This window comes from Streptomyces sp. NPDC020742, assembly GCF_040641675.1.
GTDB lineage: Bacteria > Actinomycetota > Actinomycetes > Streptomycetales > Streptomycetaceae > Streptomyces.
This window is the reverse complement of record NZ_JBFAEA010000001.1, coordinates 580461-598530: the sequence shown is the minus strand read 5'-3', so window position 1 is coordinate 598530 and position 18070 is coordinate 580461. Positions and strand designations below refer to the sequence as shown.

General features: G+C 71.8%; 20 protein-coding genes. 10 read left to right on the top strand and 10 right to left on the bottom strand.

The genetic code is table 11. From position 1 onward, the window contains the following. Positions 1–202 precede the first annotated feature (202 nt). Both AB0G84_RS02560 and AB0G84_RS02555 read left to right on the top strand, forming a co-directional pair. A complete protein-coding gene (locus tag AB0G84_RS02560) occupies positions 203–874 on the top strand; it encodes a hypothetical protein (RefSeq protein ID WP_361314334.1) in 672 nt (223 codons plus the stop codon). 27 nt (positions 875–901) lie between these two features. Beyond that, on the top strand, positions 902–1597 hold the full coding sequence (locus AB0G84_RS02555) for a hypothetical protein (RefSeq protein ID WP_361314331.1): 696 nt from the start codon (positions 902–904) through the stop codon (positions 1595–1597). A gap of 84 nt (positions 1598–1681) precedes the next feature. On the opposite strand, the gene AB0G84_RS02550 is transcribed toward AB0G84_RS02555, so the two are convergent. Continuing rightward, complete coding sequence (locus AB0G84_RS02550) at positions 1682–2086, bottom strand: hypothetical protein (protein ID WP_361314328.1); 405 nt, start codon at positions 2084–2086, stop codon at positions 1682–1684. Positions 2087–2233: 147 nt separating this feature from the next. Here AB0G84_RS02550 and AB0G84_RS02545 point away from each other — a divergent pair, with 147 nt between their 5' ends. Next, positions 2234–2872, top strand: coding sequence for an ATP-binding protein (locus tag AB0G84_RS02545; protein ID WP_361314326.1), 639 nt, complete (start codon positions 2234–2236; stop codon positions 2870–2872). A 279-nt stretch (positions 2873–3151) separates the two neighbouring features. Here AB0G84_RS02545 and AB0G84_RS02540 read toward each other — a convergent pair whose 3' ends face one another. Beyond that, complete coding sequence (locus AB0G84_RS02540; protein WP_361314323.1) at positions 3152–3970, bottom strand: SigE family RNA polymerase sigma factor; 819 nt, start codon at positions 3968–3970, stop codon at positions 3152–3154. Between the two features lie 225 nt (positions 3971–4195). Here AB0G84_RS02540 and afsQ1 point away from each other — a divergent pair, with 225 nt between their 5' ends. The 5 genes from afsQ1 to AB0G84_RS02515 all read left to right on the top strand — a co-directional run bounded on the left by afsQ1 (position 4196) and on the right by AB0G84_RS02515 (position 8359). Beyond that, a complete protein-coding gene (afsQ1, locus tag AB0G84_RS02535) occupies positions 4196–4873 on the top strand; it encodes a two-component system response regulator AfsQ1 (RefSeq protein WP_026169550.1) in 678 nt (225 codons plus the stop codon). Between the two features lie 185 nt (positions 4874–5058). Then, entirely contained in the window at positions 5059–6744 is a 1686-nt protein-coding gene (locus AB0G84_RS02530; protein WP_361315103.1) for an ATP-binding protein, read from the top strand. Continuing rightward, the gene (locus AB0G84_RS02525; protein ID WP_361314321.1) at positions 6741–7454 is read left to right on the top strand and encodes a hypothetical protein; all 714 of its coding nucleotides are present in this window, start codon (positions 6741–6743) and stop codon (positions 7452–7454) included. Before AB0G84_RS02530 ends, AB0G84_RS02525 begins: the two co-directional genes overlap by 4 nt. A gap of 136 nt (positions 7455–7590) precedes the next feature. Further along, complete coding sequence (locus tag AB0G84_RS02520; protein ID WP_361315100.1) at positions 7591–8106, top strand: VanZ family protein; 516 nt, start codon at positions 7591–7593, stop codon at positions 8104–8106. A 46-nt stretch (positions 8107–8152) separates the two neighbouring features. Further along, the gene (locus tag AB0G84_RS02515) at positions 8153–8359 is read left to right on the top strand and encodes a PspC domain-containing protein (RefSeq protein ID WP_361314318.1); all 207 of its coding nucleotides are present in this window, start codon (positions 8153–8155) and stop codon (positions 8357–8359) included. 150 nt (positions 8360–8509) lie between these two features. On the opposite strand, the gene AB0G84_RS02510 is transcribed toward AB0G84_RS02515, so the two are convergent. Then, the gene (locus AB0G84_RS02510; RefSeq protein ID WP_361314315.1) at positions 8510–8782 is read right to left on the bottom strand and encodes a hypothetical protein; all 273 of its coding nucleotides are present in this window, start codon (positions 8780–8782) and stop codon (positions 8510–8512) included. 142 nt (positions 8783–8924) lie between these two features. Then, positions 8925–10085, bottom strand: a complete 1161-nt coding sequence (locus AB0G84_RS02505; RefSeq protein WP_361314312.1) for an adenosine deaminase — start codon at positions 10083–10085, stop codon at positions 8925–8927. 103 nt (positions 10086–10188) lie between these two features. Between AB0G84_RS02505 and AB0G84_RS02500 the strand changes: the two genes are divergently transcribed. Further along, a complete protein-coding gene (locus AB0G84_RS02500) occupies positions 10189–10956 on the top strand; it encodes an alpha/beta hydrolase (RefSeq protein WP_361314309.1) in 768 nt (255 codons plus the stop codon). A 16-nt stretch (positions 10957–10972) separates the two neighbouring features. Here the strand turns inward: AB0G84_RS02500 and AB0G84_RS02495 are convergent, their stop codons facing one another. Further along, positions 10973–11881 carry a LysR family transcriptional regulator gene (locus tag AB0G84_RS02495; protein WP_361314306.1) on the bottom strand — a complete coding sequence of 303 codons (909 nt, stop codon included), beginning with the start codon at positions 11879–11881 and terminating at the stop codon, positions 10973–10975. A gap of 120 nt (positions 11882–12001) precedes the next feature. Between AB0G84_RS02495 and AB0G84_RS02490 the strand changes: the two genes are divergently transcribed. Then, positions 12002–13324, top strand: a complete 1323-nt coding sequence (locus AB0G84_RS02490; RefSeq protein ID WP_361314303.1) for an MFS transporter — start codon at positions 12002–12004, stop codon at positions 13322–13324. A 131-nt stretch (positions 13325–13455) separates the two neighbouring features. Here the strand turns inward: AB0G84_RS02490 and AB0G84_RS02485 are convergent, their stop codons facing one another. The 5 genes from AB0G84_RS02485 to AB0G84_RS02465 form a co-directional block, all read right to left on the bottom strand. After that, positions 13456–14046 carry a Uma2 family endonuclease gene (locus AB0G84_RS02485; protein WP_361314301.1) on the bottom strand — a complete coding sequence of 197 codons (591 nt, stop codon included), beginning with the start codon at positions 14044–14046 and terminating at the stop codon, positions 13456–13458. Between the two features lie 132 nt (positions 14047–14178). Next, positions 14179–15456 (bottom strand): thymidine phosphorylase, encoded by a 1278-nt coding sequence (locus AB0G84_RS02480; protein WP_361314298.1) that lies wholly within the window; start codon positions 15454–15456, stop codon positions 14179–14181. A gap of 119 nt (positions 15457–15575) precedes the next feature. Further along, positions 15576–16751 (bottom strand): methyltransferase domain-containing protein, encoded by a 1176-nt coding sequence (locus tag AB0G84_RS02475; protein ID WP_361314295.1) that lies wholly within the window; start codon positions 16749–16751, stop codon positions 15576–15578. Next, on the bottom strand, positions 16748–17716 hold the full coding sequence (gene tgmB / locus AB0G84_RS02470; protein WP_361314292.1) for an ATP-grasp ribosomal peptide maturase: 969 nt from the start codon (positions 17714–17716) through the stop codon (positions 16748–16750). The genes AB0G84_RS02475 and tgmB overlap by 4 nt, the downstream gene beginning before the upstream one ends. Beyond that, the gene (locus AB0G84_RS02465; RefSeq protein ID WP_361314289.1) at positions 17716–18051 is read right to left on the bottom strand and encodes a hypothetical protein; all 336 of its coding nucleotides are present in this window, start codon (positions 18049–18051) and stop codon (positions 17716–17718) included. The genes tgmB and AB0G84_RS02465 overlap by 1 nt, the downstream gene beginning before the upstream one ends. Positions 18052–18070: the final 19 nt, after the last annotated feature.

The following is an 18070-nucleotide window of genomic DNA, read 5'->3' as shown; positions in this document are numbered from 1 at the left end:
GTCAGCACTGCCCGTGCGGGGCCTCGCCAGATGGCGGGGCCCCGCTTCGCGCTCCGGCCCCCTCACTACGATGGACGCGACTCCTCGACGCACCAGACGTCGAGCCCCCACCTGGTCACGCGCCCGGCCACCGCCGGCAATGGCGCGGCCCCCACGGTCCGTTCACCACGGAACGGACGCGCCACGAGAGGAGCCGCACCGGATGAGGCCGGACTACCGAGACTGCTTTCCGCCCTTCCTCCAGCCCGGGGAACGGCTGATCATCGCCTCGGACTACTACGGGAACTCGGCGCTGCCCTCCGTCCCCGCCCAGCTGCGCACGCCCCGTACCCCGCCGCCTCCGTCAGCGCTCGAACAGCGGGTACGGGGCGCGCTGGGGAGCGCGCTGGACAAGGTGACCCGCCCGCTGGAGGCCCTGGGCACCAACCGACTGGTCAACAACCCGGCCACCCGGGCAGCCGGGCGCGTCGGGGACCGGGTGGAGAACGCGGCGCTCAACCTGGAGCACTTCGCCGACCGGGCGACCGAAAGGGCGATCTGGGGCACCGTCATGGACGGCGGCTGGCAGAGCATGGCCGGCCGCTTCCTGGTCGATCTGACCAACGCGGGCGGTGACCCCAAGCGCCAGGCGCTGACCGACCGTCGGCTGATCCTGCTGGTGGACCACAACACGAGCTGGCGGAACCCCGCCCCGCAGTGGGACTTCGGGGTGGCGGTGCCGCGTACCCACATCGCGCGGGTCACCGCACATCCGAAGGCCATCAGCCGGGGGCGGTTCGACGTCACCTTCGTCGACGGGTCGTGGATCGCCCTGGGCAGCGTGCTGCGCACGAACATGGAGGGGTTCGTCGCCGCCTTCGCCCACGGCGTCTGAACCGGCCGGACCAAGGAGCCTGAACGCGTGCCGAAGACCGACCACGTCACCCCCTGCCGGCAGTTCCTCCACCCCGGCGAAGTGCTGCGGGAGGCCAGGGACTATGACGTCTACCCGAACCTGCCGCTGGTGCCCGCCCCGCTGAGGGCGCCGCGGAAGCCCTCGCCGCGCAAGAAGGGGGTCTGGGGGGCGTTGAGCAGCGTCCTGGACAAGGCATCGCGGCCACCGGGCGAGGCGGCGGCCCCCCGGCCGGCCGGCGGCCGGCTGCTGGACAACGGGCTGGTCGACAACCCGCTGACCCGCGCGGTCGGACATGTCGCGGAGGGGCTGAACGAGGCCCGGGAGAACGCCGAGGACGCCATGGACGACGCCGCCGAGCGCGCGATGTTCGGCAAGCCCATGGAGGGCAGCTGGACGAGCATGGCCGGCCGGTTCCTCGTCCAGGTCACCAACGCCGGCGGCTCGCCGCGGCACCAGGCGCTCACCGACCGCCGGCTGTTCGTCCTGACCGACCAGGCCACCGGCTGGCGGGAGCGCCCTGCGGAGCTGGAGCTCGCCGCGCAGGTGCAGCTCTCGAACATCGCACAGCTGCGGCCCGCGCCCCGCATGACCTTCCCGCGCGGCCGCTTCGATCTGGTCTTCGTCGACGGCTCGTGGCTGGCGCTGAGCTGTTCGTTCCAGGACGACATGGAGGCGATGGTCGCGGCCTTCCACGGGCGCTGATCGGGGCCGGCCCCGGCCGTCGAGGTGGCCGCGGCCGGCCCGGGCGCCTCAGGGCCGCCGCGCCGACGACCCCGGGCGCGGTCGTCACCCCGGCAGGATCCTGCTGGCCGTGCCGAGCAGGGGTACGTCGCGGATCGCGGCGCCCCGGGAGAGGGAGCCGGTCAGCGTGGCGGTGGTCAGCGGCTTGAAGTCGGCGACCTGGGTGCCGACGGCGTTGGTGAGCGGGTCGACGTTGGTGCGGGCGAGCGGGTCCAGCTGGAGGTCCTTGACCGGGCCGACGCCGCCGGCGACGGAGTGCAGCAGCGCACCGGTCAGGGCGGAGGCCGTGGCACCGGTGTCGGTGCCGTGCGCCGGGGCGGTCGCGGGGGCCGCGCTCGCCGTTGCCGTACCGCCGGCCGCGAGGGCGGCGCCGGCCGCGGAGACCAGCAGACCGGCGCGCAGCAGGGTGCGCGGTACGCGGCTGGGCTTGGGACGTGCGTGGGAGGGCATGGGCCACCTGCCTGTAGTTCGAAAGGTCGTGCGAGCACAGGGCGTTGGGTAATCGACTGACTCCGTAGCGTAGTTGGTGCAGAGTGGCCGATCCACCCCGCACGCCAGGGGTACCCCACACGGCCGCATACGGGACAATGACTGCCCGTGAGCTTCCACTCCTCCGCCCCCACCGCCCGCGTCGTCCTGCTGACCGGTCCCTCGGGCTCCGGCAAGACCTCGCTGGCCGCCCGCAGCGGCCTGCCGGTCCTCAACCTCGACGACTTCTACAAGGAGGGGACGGACCCGACGCTGCCCCAACTCGCCGACGGGGGCGGCGCGGACTGGGACTCACCGCTCTCCTGGGACGCCGGCGCCGCCGCGGCCGCCATCGAGGCACTGTGCCGTACGGGGCGCGCCGACGTCCCGGTGTACGACATCTCCGCCAGCGCCCGGGTCGGCGCGTCCGGGCTGGACCTCGGCGGCGCGGCGCTGTTCATCGCCGAGGGGGTCTTCGCCGCCGACCTCATAGCGACCTGCCGCGCGGCGGGCCTGCTGGCCGATGCGCTGTGTCTGCGCGGCCGACCGTCCACGACGTTCCGGCGCCGCCTGGCCCGCGATCTGCGGGAGGGCCGCAAACCCGCGCCGTACCTCGTCCGCCGGGGGCTGCGCCTGATGCGCGGCGAGCGCTCGCTGGTGGCCCGGCACACCGCGCTGGGCGCGCACCCCTGTGCCGCGCCGGAGGCACTGACCCGGATAGCGGCCGCGCGGGCGGTGGACGCAGCGGGCGCGGCGGTACGCCCCTGAGCGCGCCGCGGCCGCAGGCTCCTCGTCGGGCACAGTCGCAGGCTCCTCGCCGGGCACGGCACCCGGCGCGGATCGGGCACGCATAAAGGAGCGGGTTCGGGCAGACCCCCCGGCCACCCGAACCCGCTCCGTTCCCCCGATTCCCCCGTATCCCCCGATACGTCCGGCTTCGGCAGATTGCTCCGCCTCGGCCGGTTCCCCCGTATCCCCCGTTCCCCCCTCGGGCTACCCCCCTCGGGCTCCCTCGGGTGCGGGCCCGTTCCCCTCGGGCCCGGTCCTTCAGGCCACCAGCTCGCCGAAGGACTCTTCCTCGTCACGTCCGAAGCTGAGGACCTCGTCCTCGCGCAGCCGGCGCAGGGCGCGCCAGATGCTCGACTTCACCGTGCCGACACTGATGTTGAGGATGTCCGCGATCTCCGGGTCCGTACGGCCCTCGTAGTAGCGCAGCACCAGCATGGTGCGCTGCGTCTCGGGCAGCCGGGCCAGCGCCTGCCACAGCACGGCCCGCAGCTCGGTGCCGCGCATCGCGTCCACCTCGCCGACCGTCTCCGGCAGCTCCTCGGTGGGGTACTCGTTGAGCTTGCGCCGGCGCCAGGCGCTGATGTGCAGATTGGTCATGGTGCGGCGCAGGTAGCCGCCCAGCGCCGCCTTGTCGCTGATCCGGTCCCAGGCCCGGTAGGTCGAGAACAGCGCGCTCTGCAGCAGGTCCTCGGCCTCGAAGCGGTCACCGGTCAGGTGGTAGGCGGTGGCGTACAGGGAGGCGCGGCGCTCCTGGACGTAGGCGGTGAAGGCCGCTTCGGCCTCGGCCGCCTCCGTTGCGGAACGCCGTTCCCCCGTGGCCTCCCCGTACTCCGTTCCCCCGTTGTTTCCCCCGTGGGTGGCGTCGCCCCCGTGCCCCCGGTTTCCTTCGACTCCCCCGTCGAGCGTCACCGTCGTCGCGTCGATGGCCACCATGAACGGCAGCCGCTGACGCCCGATGGAGCGCGTGCACCCCCGTACGGCGGCGGCCCCTGCGGCACCGGACTTCTCGGTGGTGCGTACGACGTCGTGGAGTCGCGTGATAACTGCGCTGGAAGTGGTGCCGTGCAGTGTGTTCATCGCGCGCCCCCCGTCGTAGAGCCAGCTCGTTCGGTGTGTCCCGGGTGTTGATCTCTCCCGGTGCCCAAAAGACTGCCAACCCAGTTTCATCGCGTTGTCCGTCGACTGTCACAGACCTGTCACAGGGGCAGGGGACCGCGGCATGGCTGCCGCACGGCGACGGGGCCTGTGCATGGGAGCGCCATCGGTCGATCTCCCGGCGCCCCATGGGACAGAATGGCTGCTGTGCCTTTCCTGTTGCTGATCGAGGACGACGACGCCATCCGCACGGCCCTCGAACTCTCGCTGTCCCGCCAGGGTCACCGTGTGGTGACCGCGGCGACGGGCGAGGACGGCCTGAAGCTGCTGCGTGAGCAGCGGCCGGACCTGATCGTGCTGGATGTGATGCTGCCGGGCATCGACGGTTTCGAGGTGTGCCGGCGGATCAGGCGTACGGACCAGCTGCCCATCATCCTGCTCACCGCGCGCAACGATGACATCGACGTCGTGGTGGGGCTGGAGTCCGGTGCCGACGACTATGTCGTCAAACCCGTCCAGGGTCGGGTGCTGGACGCCCGCATCCGGGCCGTGCTGCGCCGCGGCGAGCGCGAGTCCAGCGACTCGGCGACCTTCGGCTCGCTGGTGATCGACCGCTCGGCGATGACGGTCACCAAGAACGGCGAGGACCTACAACTGACACCGACCGAGCTGCGGTTGCTGCTGGAGCTGAGCCGCCGCCCCGGGCAGGCGCTCTCCCGCCAGCAGTTGCTGCGGCTGGTGTGGGAGCACGACTACCTGGGCGATTCGCGCCTGGTAGACGCCTGTGTCCAGCGCCTGCGCGCCAAGGTGGAGGACGTCCCCTCCTCCCCCACCTTGATCCGTACCGTCCGCGGTGTCGGCTACCGACTGGACTCCCCGCAGTGACGGAACGTTCCCACCAGGGCGGACCGGAGGACGACGGCGCCGGCGGCGGGGTGGAGGGCTCCGCCGCGCGGTCCGCCGGGCCGGCGGCCTCGACCTCGGAGGCGAAGGCGAAGGCGGCCTCGTCCTCGGAGGCGAAGACGGCCTCGGCCTCGGCCGAGCAGGACGGTCCCCCCGCCGGGCAGCGGATGCCACGGCTGCTGGGGCGGGCCTCGGGGCTGCTGCGCTGGACGAGCCTGCGGCTGCGGCTGGTGGTGGTCTTCGGGCTGGTGGCACTGACCGCGGCGGTCTCGGCGTCCGGCATCGCGTACTGGCTCAACCGCAACACCGTGCTAGACCGCACCCAGAACGCCGTGCTCAACGACTTCCGCAAATCGCTGGAGGACAGCACCCGGTCGCTGCCGCTGCGCCCGCGGTGCTCCGAACTCCAGGACGCGGCGCGGCAGATGGCCGCCGGCCCGCAGAACTACGTGGTGCTGCTGATCGGCGTGGACCGCGCGGGCAAGGACTGCGCGGCCACCACCGACAAGGACCTGCTGACGCTGCGGACCGTCCCCGCCTCGCTGCGCAAGGCCGTGGGCGAGGTGCGCCCGGTCGACGAGTCCAACCACTACTCGCACCACCTGTACTGGCAGCGCAAACAGGTCGGGGACACCCCCTACCTCGTCGCCGGCGCCAAGGTGATCGGCGGCGGGCCCACCGGCTACATGATGAAGTCGCTGGCCACCGAGGGGCAGGACCTCAACTCGCTGGCCTGGTCGCTGGGCATCGCCACCGCGCTGGCACTGGTCGGCTCGGCGCTGCTGGCGCAGGCCGCCGCGACGACCGTGCTGCGGCCGGTGCAACGACTGGGGCACGCCGCGCGGCAGCTGGGTGAGGGCCGGCTGGACACCCGGCTGCGGGTGACCGGCACCGACGAACTCGCCGATCTGTCCCGTACGTTCAACCGCACCGCGGAGCGTCTGGAGCAGCGGGTCGAGGAGCTGAGCGCCCGGGAGGCGGCCTCCCGGCGCTTCGTCGCCGACATGTCACATGAGCTGCGGACGCCGCTGACCGCGATCACCGCGGTGTCGGAGGTGCTGGAGGAGGAGTCCGAGTCGCTCGACCCGATGATCGCGCCCGCCGTCCAGCTGGTGGTCAGCGAGACCCGTCGGCTCAACGACCTGGTGGAGAACCTGATGGAGGTCACCCGCTTCGACGCGGGCACGGCCCGCCTGGTGCTGGACGACGTGGACGTCGCGGACCAGGTCACCGCCTGTATCGACGCCCGGGCCTGGCTGGACGCGGTGGACCTGGACGCGGACCGCGGCACCGTGGCTCGACTGGACCCGCGGCGCCTCGACGTGATCCTCGCCAATCTGATCGGCAACGCCCTCAAGCACGGCGGCTCCCCGGTGCGGGTGTCGGTGCGTACCGAGGACGCGCACGGGGCGGAGGCGCCCGCCGGGGACGCGGCGGGCGGGGTAGAGGGCGGCGGTACGGCTGCGCCCGGCGCGGAGGCCGGCCCGGAGGGCACCGGCGGCGAGGGCATCGAGGAGGCCCCGGGCACCACCCGGCCGGGCGGCGACCTGGTGATCCGGGTCCGCGACCACGGCCCGGGCATCCCGGAAGAGGTTCTGCCGCACGTCTTCGACCGCTTCTACAAGGCCAGCGCCTCCCGTCCCCGTTCGGAGGGCAGCGGCCTCGGCCTCTCCATCGCGCTGGAGAACGCGCACATCCACGGCGGTGAGATCACCGCGGCGAACCTCCCCGAGGGCGGTGCGGTCTTCACCCTGCGGCTCCCGATGGACGCCTCCCCGCTGGCGGACTCCAACGGACCGGACCGCGGCGGCCGGCGGGGCACCACCAACGAGGGCACGGAGGGCGAGCGATGACGCCGGCGGGAGCGCCGAGGACGCCGGGCGGACAGCCGATGCCCCGCGGCGGACAGCGGACGGTGGCGGGCAGCTGGCGGACGACGACGCCGAGCGCACGGAAGTGGCGGCGCACCGTCACGGTGGCCGCGCTGGCGCTGGCCGCCGCCGGCTGCGGCATCCGGGGCACCTCGGTGCCGGTCGACGCGGGCGGCGCGCCCTCGCGGGTCAGCTGCAAGGCGCCGGCGGGCGAGTCGACGCCGGGCGCGGCGGGCTCCACCCGGGCCACCGTCTACCTGGTGTGCGGCTCGGCACTGGCACAGGTCGAGCGGACGATCCCGCCGCCCGGCCGGGCCACCGGCGACGAACGCCGCCTGCAGGCGGCCCGCGCCCTGCTGACCGAGCTCCAGCGAAAGCCGTCGACGGACGAGGACAAGGCCGGCTTCAGCAGTGCGCTGCCCGCCGACCTCAAGGTCAACGGCCCGCGCCCGGACGATCCCGCGGAGGCCCTGCGGCTCACCGTCCAGCCGGGCGACCTGCCGTCCTTCGCCCTGGCCCAACTGGTGTGCACCTACGGCGCGAGCCCGGCACTGGGCCGGGCGCATGCCGCGGTGCTGGCCGGCCCCGGCACCGACCGGGCCCACCGCTACGACTGCTCCGCCGACGTCCTGGCCAACCCGGACATCGCGGAGAACGCGGGGTGGGGCGACCCGCTGTCGCAGTCGGGGTGACGGAGGCGGGCCTGCCGGGCAGCCGCCCGGCGGGCCCCTCGCCAACCCGCCCCTCTGGGCCGGAACCGTTGCCGCCGCTATCGACGTCCTGGCCTGTGTGCAGCGTCATGGCCCCGGCACCACCGCCGCCCCCCGTATGCGCGTCACCGGACTCCTGCTCCTCGTGGCGCACCTGTCGATCGTCGGCTGGCTCACGCTGCGTCCTCGTACGTTGCCCTGGGTGCCGGCCGCCAATCTCCGGCCGCTGGCGACGATCCGGGCCGAGCTGGTGCACGGACTGTCGTGGGAGGCCCTGCAGAGTCTGGGCAGTTCGGTGCTGCTGCTGGCGCCGCTGGGGGTGCTGCTGCCGCTCTCGGCCGGGCGCCTGAACGTTTCTCCCCTGGTGTCGCTGACCCGTACCGTCTTTGCCGGCGCAATGATCGCGCTGGCCATCGAACTGCTGCAGTCGGGGATACCCGGACGGGTACCGGACGTCGACTCCGTACTGCTGGGTGCGCTGGGGGTGGCGCTGACCCACCTCGCGGTCGTTCCGGGGGCCCGCTGCCGGCTCCGCCGCCGGCGCGGGAGTCTCGGGGGTACGACCCCGAGGATCCCCAGGGTCGAAGTAGCCCCGCAGGCTGACGTCCTGTCGGGCAGCCGGACCTACCTTTGAGACATCGGGGCACACGCCCCACAACGTCGCAAAGGAGTCGTTCCTCATGGCCGCCGCACTGGTCCGCCCCCGCAACAACCGAGTGATCGCCGGAGTCTGCGCAGGCCTGGCCCGTCGCTTCGGTACGACCCCGACCACCATGCGCATCATCTTCCTGGTGTCGTGCCTCCTGCCCGGTCCGCAGTTCCTGGTCTACCTGGCGCTGTGGATACTCCTGCCCTCGGAGGACCGGGCCGCCGCCACCGCCTGGTAGCCCGGCCGCCGCCCCGGAGGCATCGTCCGGCCGGGGCTGTCGTCCGGCCGGGGCATCGTCCGCCCGGACATGACGGTGCCCCGGCCGTCAGCGCGGAAGCGGACGGCCGGGGCACGGCGCACTGCGCGTCCCGGGGGACGGCGGGGCGGGTCAGCCCAGGGTCTTGCCGAGGGCACCGGTCGGCAGACCGCCCAGCAGGCTGTTGCCCTTGGACTTCAGCGGCGTCTTGATGTCGCCGCCGACCGGCTTGGACTGGGTGGCCCCCGAGAGCGTCTTGGTGGCGTTCTTGACCGGCAGGCTCTTCAGCACGCCGGTGGTGTCGGCGCCGGTCACCGGGGCCGCAGCGGCGGTGCCCGCGGCGGTGGCGGCGATGGCGGCACCGAGCGCGACGGCACCGAGAGTCTTGATGGTTCCCTGCTTCATCGAAATTCGTCCTCATTGATGGGGGCTTGACCGGCCCATCAACCTAGTGAGGCGGCAACCGGCGCCGCAAACAGCCACGGGCAAAGAAAAAACGGCCGGTGGACATTCCACCGGCCGTTGCGCTATATGCTCGCGCTACCCCTTACGCACCGTCAGGACCGCTGCTCAGAGGGGAGGTTGCGCCCACCGGGCGGAACAGCCACTCGGCGCGGAGTTCCGCGTAACCGGGCTTGATGACGTCATTGATCATGGCCAGACGTTCATCGAAAGGAATGAAAGCTGATTTCATCGCATTGACTGTAAACCACTGCATGTCGTCGAGCGAGTACCGGAATGTCTTGACCAGGTGCTCGAATTCCCGGGACATGTTCGTACCGCTCATCAGCCGGTTGTCCGTGTTGACCGTGAGGCGGAACTGCAGCCGGCGCAGCAGGCCGATGGGGTGCTCCGCGTAGGAGGAGGCGGCGCCGGTCTGGAGGTTGGAGGTGGGGCACATCTCCAGCGGGATGCGCTTGTCCCGGACGTACGAGGCGAGCCGGCCGAGGGTGACCGAGCCGTCCTCGGCGACCTCGATGTCGTCGATGATCCGGACGCCGTGGCCCAGGCGGTCGGCGCCGCACCACTGGAGCGCCTGCCAGATGGACGGCAGGCCGAAGGCCTCACCGGCGTGGATGGTGAAGTGGTTGTTCTCCCGCTTGAGGTACTCGAAGGCGTCGAGGTGGCGGGTGGGCGGGTAGCCGGCCTCGGCGCCGGCGATGTCGAAGCCGACGACGCCGGTGTCGCGGTAGCGGTTGGCCAGCTCGGCGATCTCCAGGGCGCGGGCGGCGTGCCGCATGGCGGTCAGCAGGGCGCCGACCCGGATGCGGTGACCGTTCTCGCGGGCCCGCCGCTCGCCCTCGCGGAAGCCCTCGTTGACCGCCTCGACGACCTCTTCGAGGGTCAGGCCCTGCTCCAGGTGCTGTTCGGGCGCGTACCTGACCTCGGCGTAGACCACACCGTCGGCGGCCAGGTCCTCGGCGCACTCGGCGGCGACGCGGACCAGTGCGTCGCGGGTCTGCATGACGGCGCAGGTGTGGGCGAAGGTCTCCAGGTAGCGCTCCAGCGAGCCGGAGTCGGCGGCCTCGCGGAACCAGACCCCGAGCTTCTCCGGGTCGGTCTCGGGCAGGCCCTCGTAGCCGGTCTCGCGGGCCAGGTCGACGACCGTGGCCGGCCGGAGCCCGCCGTCGAGGTGGTCGTGGAGCAGCACCTTGGGAGCGCGGCGGATCTGTTCACTGGTCGGAAGGGTGGTGGTCTCGCTCGTCATCTCGGCACTGTAGCCCCTACGCGCGTAGATGGCACCGAACGATATGTAACAGTGACCCGTCCACGGGGTGGCGCGCACGCCTCCGTCTGCCATCGTTCTGCCCATGGCTCAGCAAGCACTGCCGGTACGCGAGGCCCGGCTGGGAAGACCGCTGGGAGCGGGCGGATCACAGAGGGCGGTGAGCGGCGTTGCGCTGTTACTGCCCGGAGGGGAACCGAACGGGGTGCGGCGTCCGTCACCGGTGGCCACGCTGGCGGTGCGCCCGCTGGCGGCCCGCCTGGCGAAGGCGGGGCGCCCCGAGGGGCTGACCACCCACGTCCTGCACTACCGCTGCCGCGGCTGGAACGGCACCGAAGCGCACCCAGCGCGCGATGCCGCCTGGGCACTGGAGGAGGTGGTCCGACGCTACGGCGACGTCCCGGTCTGCCTCATCGGTACGGGCATGGGTGCCCGCGCCGCACTGCACGCCGCTGGTCACCCGGCCGTCAACTCCGTCCTGGGGATCGCCCCTTGGCTGCCCGACCCGCGCCGGAGTGACGGGCCGCCCGAACCGGTGAAACAACTGATCGGCCGCCAGGTCCTGCTGGTCCACGGCACCAACGACGAACGCCACGACCCCGACCTCTCCTACCGCTACGCCGAGCGCGCCAAGAAGATCAACCGCGATATCTGCCGTTTCGAGGTGCACTCGGACGGCCACTCCCTGCACCAACACCGCACCGAGGTCCTCGCCCTGGCCACCGACTTCCTACTCGGCTCCCTGTTCACCCGCGACTTCGCCCGCCCCGTCAAGGACGCCCTGGCCGCCCCTCCCCCACTGGGCCTGCGGATGCCGCTGGCCGCGGGGTTCGGGGCGTCGCTGCGGCACTGAGCGGGGCAGCCCGGAGTCAGGAAAGGAGCTCGCCCCGGCGGCTGAGGAGGAACTTCTTGAAGGCGGCCACCGGTGGGGTGTCCACGTGGCCGTCGAGCCAGGCGACGCCGATCTCGCGGACCGCGCGCGGCGCCGTCACGGTCAGTTCCACCACGCCGGGGCGCGGTACGGCGGGCGGCGGCAGCAGGGCCACGCCGAGTCCGGCCGCGACCAGTCCGCGGAGGGTCTCGGCCTCCTCGCCCTCGAAGGCGACCCGCGGGGTGAAGCCGGCCTCGGTGCACAGGGCGTCGGTGATCCGGCGCAGCCCGTAGCCCGGTTCGAGGGTGACGAAGAGTTCGTCGGACGCCTCGGCGAGCCGGATCCGCTTCCGGGAGGCCAGCCGGTGGTCCTCGGGGACGACCAGGCGCAGCTTCTGTTCGTCGAGGCGTCGGGCGACCAGATCGGGGTAGTCGGGGACCGGTGAGGTCAGGCACAGGTCGAGGTCCCCGGCGCGGAGCCGTTCGATCATCGCCTCGCCGTAGTTCTGCACGAGCTGGAAGCGGACCTTGGGGTGGTCGACACGGAAGGTGCGCAGCAGGCCCGGTACGGTCTCCGAGCCGAGGGTGTGCAGGAAGCCGAAGGCGACCTTGCCGGCGTCGGGGTCGACATCGGCGCGTACGGCCTCGGTGGCCCGCTCGATGTCGGTGAGCGCGCGCTCGACGGAGGCGAGGAAGGTGCGGCCGGCGGGGCTGAGCGAGAGGGTGCGGCCGTGCCGGGCGAAGAGCGCGACCCCGAGTTCCTCCTCGAGCCGGACGATGGCGCGGCTGAGGGTCGGCTGGGGCATGCCGAGTTCCTGGGCGGCGCGGGTGACGTGTTCGTAGCGCGCCACCGCCTCGAACTGGGCGAGACGGGGCGCCAGGGCCAGCGCCCAGGAAGATTCCGGCATGTCTTTTCTGTTGCGAACCTGCAACAGAGAACGCCGTGAGCTGCTGTCATGCATCACGGAATCAATTATGCCGTTTCCATGCATTGGACGCATGAAACGGCTCGGTCATACCTTCGACTCATGCCTCCCGCTGATACCGGGGCGTCCGTCACCGACCGTGCGGCCGCCTCTCCCTCGTCGTCTCCTGACTCCTCTTCCTCCTCCGCCGCCGCGCCCGATCCCGACGCCGGGAAGCTGCGGCCGGGCGGCCCCGGCTACCGCCGGATGAGCCTCGCCCTCTTCGCCGCGGGGGTCGCCACCTTCGCCCTGCTGTACTCGACGCAGGCACTGCTGCCCGCGATCTCCACCGACCTCCAGGTCAGTCCGGACCAGGCCAGCTGGACGGTGTCGGCGGCCACCTTCGGGCTGGCGCTCGGGGTGATTCCGCTCAGCGCCTTCTCCGAGCGGTTCGGGCGGCGCGCGCTGATGACCGCTTCCCTGACGGTGGCCACGCTGATCGCGCTGCTGGTGCCGTTCGCGCCGTCGATCGGCGCGCTGATCGCGCTGCGCGGGGTGCAGGGTGTCGCGCTGGCCGGGCTGCCAGCCTCGGCGATGGCCTTCCTGGCCGAGGAGGTGCGCGCCAAGGCGCTGGTGGCGGCCATCGGACTGTTCGTGGCGGGCAACAGCATCGGCGGGATGTCCGGCCGGATCGTGACCGGCTGGGTGGCCCAGGCCTTCGGCTGGCGGGCCGCGCTGGGCGCGGTGGGCGTGATGGCCGTGGTGTGCACGGTGGCGTTCCGGCTGCTGGTGCCCAAGGCCCGGCACTTCGTGTCCCGTTCGGTGGGCCCGCGGGCGCTGGCCCGTACCCTCGGCGGTCACCTCGCCGACCCGCTGCTGCGCCGGCTGTACGGCATCGGCGCGCTGTTCATGACGGTCTTCGGCGCGGTCTACACGGTGATCGGCTACCGCCTGGTCTCCGACCCGTTCAACCTCCCGCAGGGCATCGTCGGTTCGATCTTCGTGGTCTACCTGGTCGGCACCGTCTCCTCGGCCGCGGCCGGCAAGCTGGTCGCCCGGATGGGCCGGCGGGGCGCGCTCTACCTGGCGGTCGGCACCACCTCGACGGGTCTGCTGCTGACGCTCTCGGATTCGGTGACCACGGTGCTGGCGGGCCTGATCCTGATCACGGCCGGCTTCTTCGCGGGCCACGCGGTGGCCTCCTCGGCGGTCAGCCGCACCGCGAAGACCGCCCGGGCGCAGGCGTCGGCGCTGTACCAGTGCGCGTACTACGTCGGCAGCAGCCTCGGCGGTGCGCTGGGGGCCGCCGCCTTCCACGCGGTCGGCTGGGAAGGCACCGTGGTGCTCGGTCTGGCCGCGATGCTCGGCGCCGTGTCCATCACCCTCTACGCAACCCGCAAGGCCGTCGCGGAACGCCGCCTGCTCCACCTGGCGAAGGCGGCGTAACGCCCCCGGGACGGGTCCCCTAGGCCCCGCCCGCCCCTCGACCGAAGGACCCGTCCCGCCACCTGTCCTGGTGGGGCGGGTCCTTCGTCGTCCCCGGTCGGCGGCCCACAGCGGTCAGTCCTCCACCGCCGTCAGTCCACGGGGAAGACGCCGGTGTCCAGGGTGAGTTCGAAGGGCGCGGGGAGGTGAACGTCCTCTCCGAACTTCACCTTCTCCAGTTCGCGGTAGACGCTGTCCTTCGGCTCGCCGTAGAGCGTGACGGTGGGACCGCCAGGACCGAAGCGGTCGACGAGGAGGTAGAGCGGCACCCCTGCCTGTGCGTACGCCGCCGCCTTGTTGATCCGGTCGTAACTCGCGTTGGACGGGGAGGTCACCTCGACGACCAGCTCGGCGGCTGTCAGCGGGGCGGCGTTGCCGCCCTCCAGCCCGTCCAGGACCGCATACGGGATCACGACCAGGTCCGGGATGTAAAGGCGGCCGTACTGCGGGTGGGCAAGTCCCTGCGTCTGGTAGAGACCCCAGTCCTTGGGCAGCACGCGGTACAGACTGCGCTGGACCAGCTCGGCGAGGCGGTTGTGAGGCGCGGCGGGCGGCGGTGTCACGACGATGACCCCATCAATGATCTCCACCCTGCTGCCCTCGGGCCAGTCCGACTCCTCCCAGAAGCGGACAAGCTCATCCCAGTGCTGGCCCGGAGCGGGGTCGGCGGGGAGTGCACTCATGGCGGTCTCCTTGCTCGGTGTGACACCGATCCCAGCATGCCGAACGGGACCGGCGGCGGTCCACCGGTCCCGTTCACCCGTACGAGGAAACCGCAGGTCAGCCGCAGGTTCAGCCGCAGGTCAGCGCGCAGGTCAGGCGATGCGCTCCAGCACCACCGGGCTGGGCGTGAAGGCGGCGTCGGCCGGGCCGACGAGGATGCCGCCGTCCAGCGCCTCCAGGGCGTAGGGGAACTTCTCGGGGGTGTCGGTGTGCAGGGTCAGCAGGGGCTGGCCGGCGGTGACGGTGTCGCCCGGCTTGGCGTGCAGCTCGATGCCGGCGGCGGCCTGCACCGGGTCCTCCCTGCGGGCGCGGCCGGCGCCCAGGCGCCAGGCGGCGAGGCCGACGGCGTAGGCGTCGAGGGTGGTGAGGACGCCGGTGGCGGAGGCGGTCACGGTGTGCCGTTCGCGGGCCACCGGGAGGGCGGCGTCGGGGTCGCCGCCCTGTGCGGTGATCATGCGGCGCCAGTGGTCCATGGCGGAGCCGTCGGCCAGCGCCTTGGCCGGGTCGGCGTCCTTCAACCCGGCAGCGTCGAGCATCTCGCGGGCCAGGGCGAGGGTGAGGTCCACGACGTCCTGGGGGCCGCCACCGGCCAACACCTCGACGGATTCCTGGACTTCGAGGGCGTTGCCGGCGGTAAGGCCGAGCGGGGTGGCCATGTCGGTGAGCAGGGCGACCGTCTTCACGCCGTGGTCGGTGCCCAGTCCGACCATGGTGGAGGCGAGTTCGCGCGCGTCGTCGAGGTGCTTCATAAAGGCGCCGGAGCCGACCTTGACGTCCAGGACGAGGGAGCCGGTGCCCTCGGCGATCTTCTTGGACATGATCGAGGAGGCGATCAGCGGGATGGACTCGACGGTGCCGGTGACGTCGCGGAGCGCGTAGAGCTTCTTGTCGGCGGGGGCGAGGCCGTCGCCGGCGGCGCAGATGACCGAGCCGACGTTGCGCAGCACGTTCAGCATCTCGTCGTTGCTCAGCTGGGCCCGCCAGCCGGGGATGGACTCCAGCTTGTCGAGGGTGCCGCCGGTGTGGCCGAGACCGCGGCCGGAGAGCTGGGGCACGGCAGCGCCACAGGCGGCGACCAGCGGGGCGAGCGGCAGGGTGATCTTGTCGCCGACGCCGCCGGTGGAGTGCTTGTCGGCGGTGGGGCGGGACAGCGAGGAGAAGTCCATCCGCTCACCGGAGGCGATCATGGCGGCGGTCCAGCGGGCGATCTCCGTGCGGTTCATCCCGTTGAGGAAGATCGCCATCGCCAGGGACGACATCTGCTCATGGGCGACCTCACCGCGGGTGTACGCGTCGATGACCCAGTCGATCTGAGCGGGGGTCAGCTCGCCGCGATCACGCTTGGTACGGATGACGGAGATGGCGTCCATGGACGGTTCCTTTCGAACGGGTAGGTCCGTTCTACACGCATAGACGGCGGGGTGGCCAGGGCGGGCGGGCCGGGGCCGGCCTTGGAGGCGGTGCCGCTTGGTGTCCTCGTCGGCGTCGGCTAGATCGTCCAGCGGTGGACCCGGCCGTCCGGCGCCGTGTAGGTCACGTTCTGCTCAGCGGGAGTGGCCTCGATGCCGAACCACTCACGGCGTGGCCGGTTGAGCTGCCGCCAGCGCCGGTGGGTCACTTCGACCGGCTCCCACAGGTCGCGCGGTCCGGTGGAGGTCACCAACGGCGTCCCCCCAGGCATGTCCTCGATCCGAGTGGCCGAGCCGTCCGCAGGGTCGTACAGCACCGTGATGTGCAGGCCCTGGTCGCTCCGGCTGTACGTGCGGACGAGGGCGCGCGGCATGTGCAGCTGGGCGAAGAACGAGAACGTCCAGTCATCCAGCACCAACCCGGAGAGTTCGGCATCACGACTTGGGCGGCCGGGGATCTCGGGTACCGGCGCCTCGCCTTCGGTGCCGGTCCTGAGCGGCATGAACGCTGCGGGTGTGTGCAGGATGCGGCCGACCGCCGTCCCGTCCGGCAGCTTCGTGAGCCGGGCGATCATTCCGCCGGCGAGGGTCCCCTTGAGCGGGACGACCAGGATGCCGCCGGTACGGCATCGCTCCAGCCACGAGGGTGGGATGCGCGGTACGGAGGCCGTGGCGATGATGCGGTCGTACATCGCGTCGGCCGGGACATCCCGTGCACCGTCGCCGTGGAGCACGACCGGGTCGAAGCCGATGCCGTTGAGTCGCTCACGAGCCAGAGTCGTGAGGGTGTCGGAGCGGTCCACCGTGGTGACGTGCTTGTCACCGGCGAGGTGGCAGAGCATCGCCGCGTTGTAGCCGCTGCCGGCGCCTGCCTCGTAGACATCGTCCCCTTCGTTCACGTCGAGGGCGTCGAGCATGTCCGCCATGAGGCTCGGCGCGGTCGAGGATGACGTGGGCACACCGGTCACTCCGCCGGAGCCACCCTGCTCGGCGTGTACACCGTCCACTTCGGTGATGAGGGAGTCGTCCGTGTACACGGCGTCGAGCCACGCCTCTGCGCCTCCTTCGGTGATCCGCCAGGGGATGAACCGTTCGCCCTCGCGCCGGTAGAAGACAGGGACGAATGGATGGCGGGGGACGTTGAGAAATGCCTCCGCCAGCCGGGAGGACAGCACCACGCTTCCGCGGTCGATCTGTTGGGTGAGCGAGATGCGTGCCCGGATCAAGCGCTCTTCGTCGTCGAGGATGTTCGTCACCGTCCGGCCCCTTCCAAGTAGTCGCAGATCGCGGCCGTGATCGGCAGTCCGGTCGCCTGCTCGATGAACCCGTACTGCCCGTTCGGGTTCACTTCCAAGAACCGCCATGCCCCGTTGGGCGTTACCACGAAATCGAACGCGCCGTACGGCAGGCCGAGGCGGTCCAGCATGCGCAGAACTCCGGCGGCCACCTCGGGCGGCGGGTCACAGACCCGGTAGGTGTGGCTGTCGTAGTCGCTGCGCCAGTCGATGCGTCCGGCGTCCGAGTCGGCATGGATCTCGGCCGCGAAGATCCGGCCGTCCACGGCGGTCAACCGCACCTCGTACGCCTTGGGTACCCATGCCTGGAACAGGTGGGCAGTAGTGGCGATGTCCGCGTGCGGAAGATCGTCGGGGTCGACGAGGCTCGCGTACACCGCGGCAGTCTGCCCGTGCACGGAGCCCCGCACATGGAAGAACGGCTTGTACACGAGGGGGCCGCCCAGGGAGTCGGCGAAGCGTTTCGCCGCGTGCGGGTCGTTGGTGATGAGGGTGCGGGGAACGCTCAGTCCCGCGTCAGCCGCGATGCGCAGTTGCAGCGGCTTGTACTCGGCATCCGCCGCCCTTCCCGGTGGCGGAAGCCACCGGCACGGTAACGCCGTCAGCAGTCCACCGAAGCCCCAACGGGCCTCGGTCTCGGCGACCTTGCGGGCTTCGGCGGTCATCTGCTCAGGAAACTGCGGGCGGGTCGGGCGACGGTAGTACACGGAGCGGACCGACCCGAGGTCGAGCGTGCGGCGGTCGTTGTTCAGGGTGCCGTGCCAGCGGTCCCCGCTGAGGCTCGCGGCCAGCGTGAGCCTCAGCGGGAACTCGGCCATATCGGCCCGGAAGACGGGCACGGCGCGCCGGTTCAGCTCCTCAACCACCAGGTCGCAGGTCGGGTCGAAGCGACCCGCCAGGATGAGAACGTGTCCGGCGCCGGTCATCAGTCGTCGCTCGGTCCCGGATCGTCCGGCGCGTCCATCTGGCCCGTGGGCGCCGTCGGCCCGTAGGTCTTCGGCGGGTTCTTGGTCATGTAGACACCCGGCGGCATGTCCTCGTAAATGCCGGTCTGTGACTCCTCGTCGTACGCGACCTCGCTCGGCAGGATGCCGCCCGTGGCCGGGACGGGGGTCAGGAACCGGAACGCGAAGGGCGCCGGCCCCTCGTGGTGCGCCAGCTCCGGCATGGAAACCGCCCCGTCGGTGCTCAACGGGAGCCGCAGTTCCGGCGCGTCGAGTACCGGCGCGGCAGGGCGTCGTTCCTCAAGTGTGGTGGGCATTGCTTCCCCTTTCTCGATT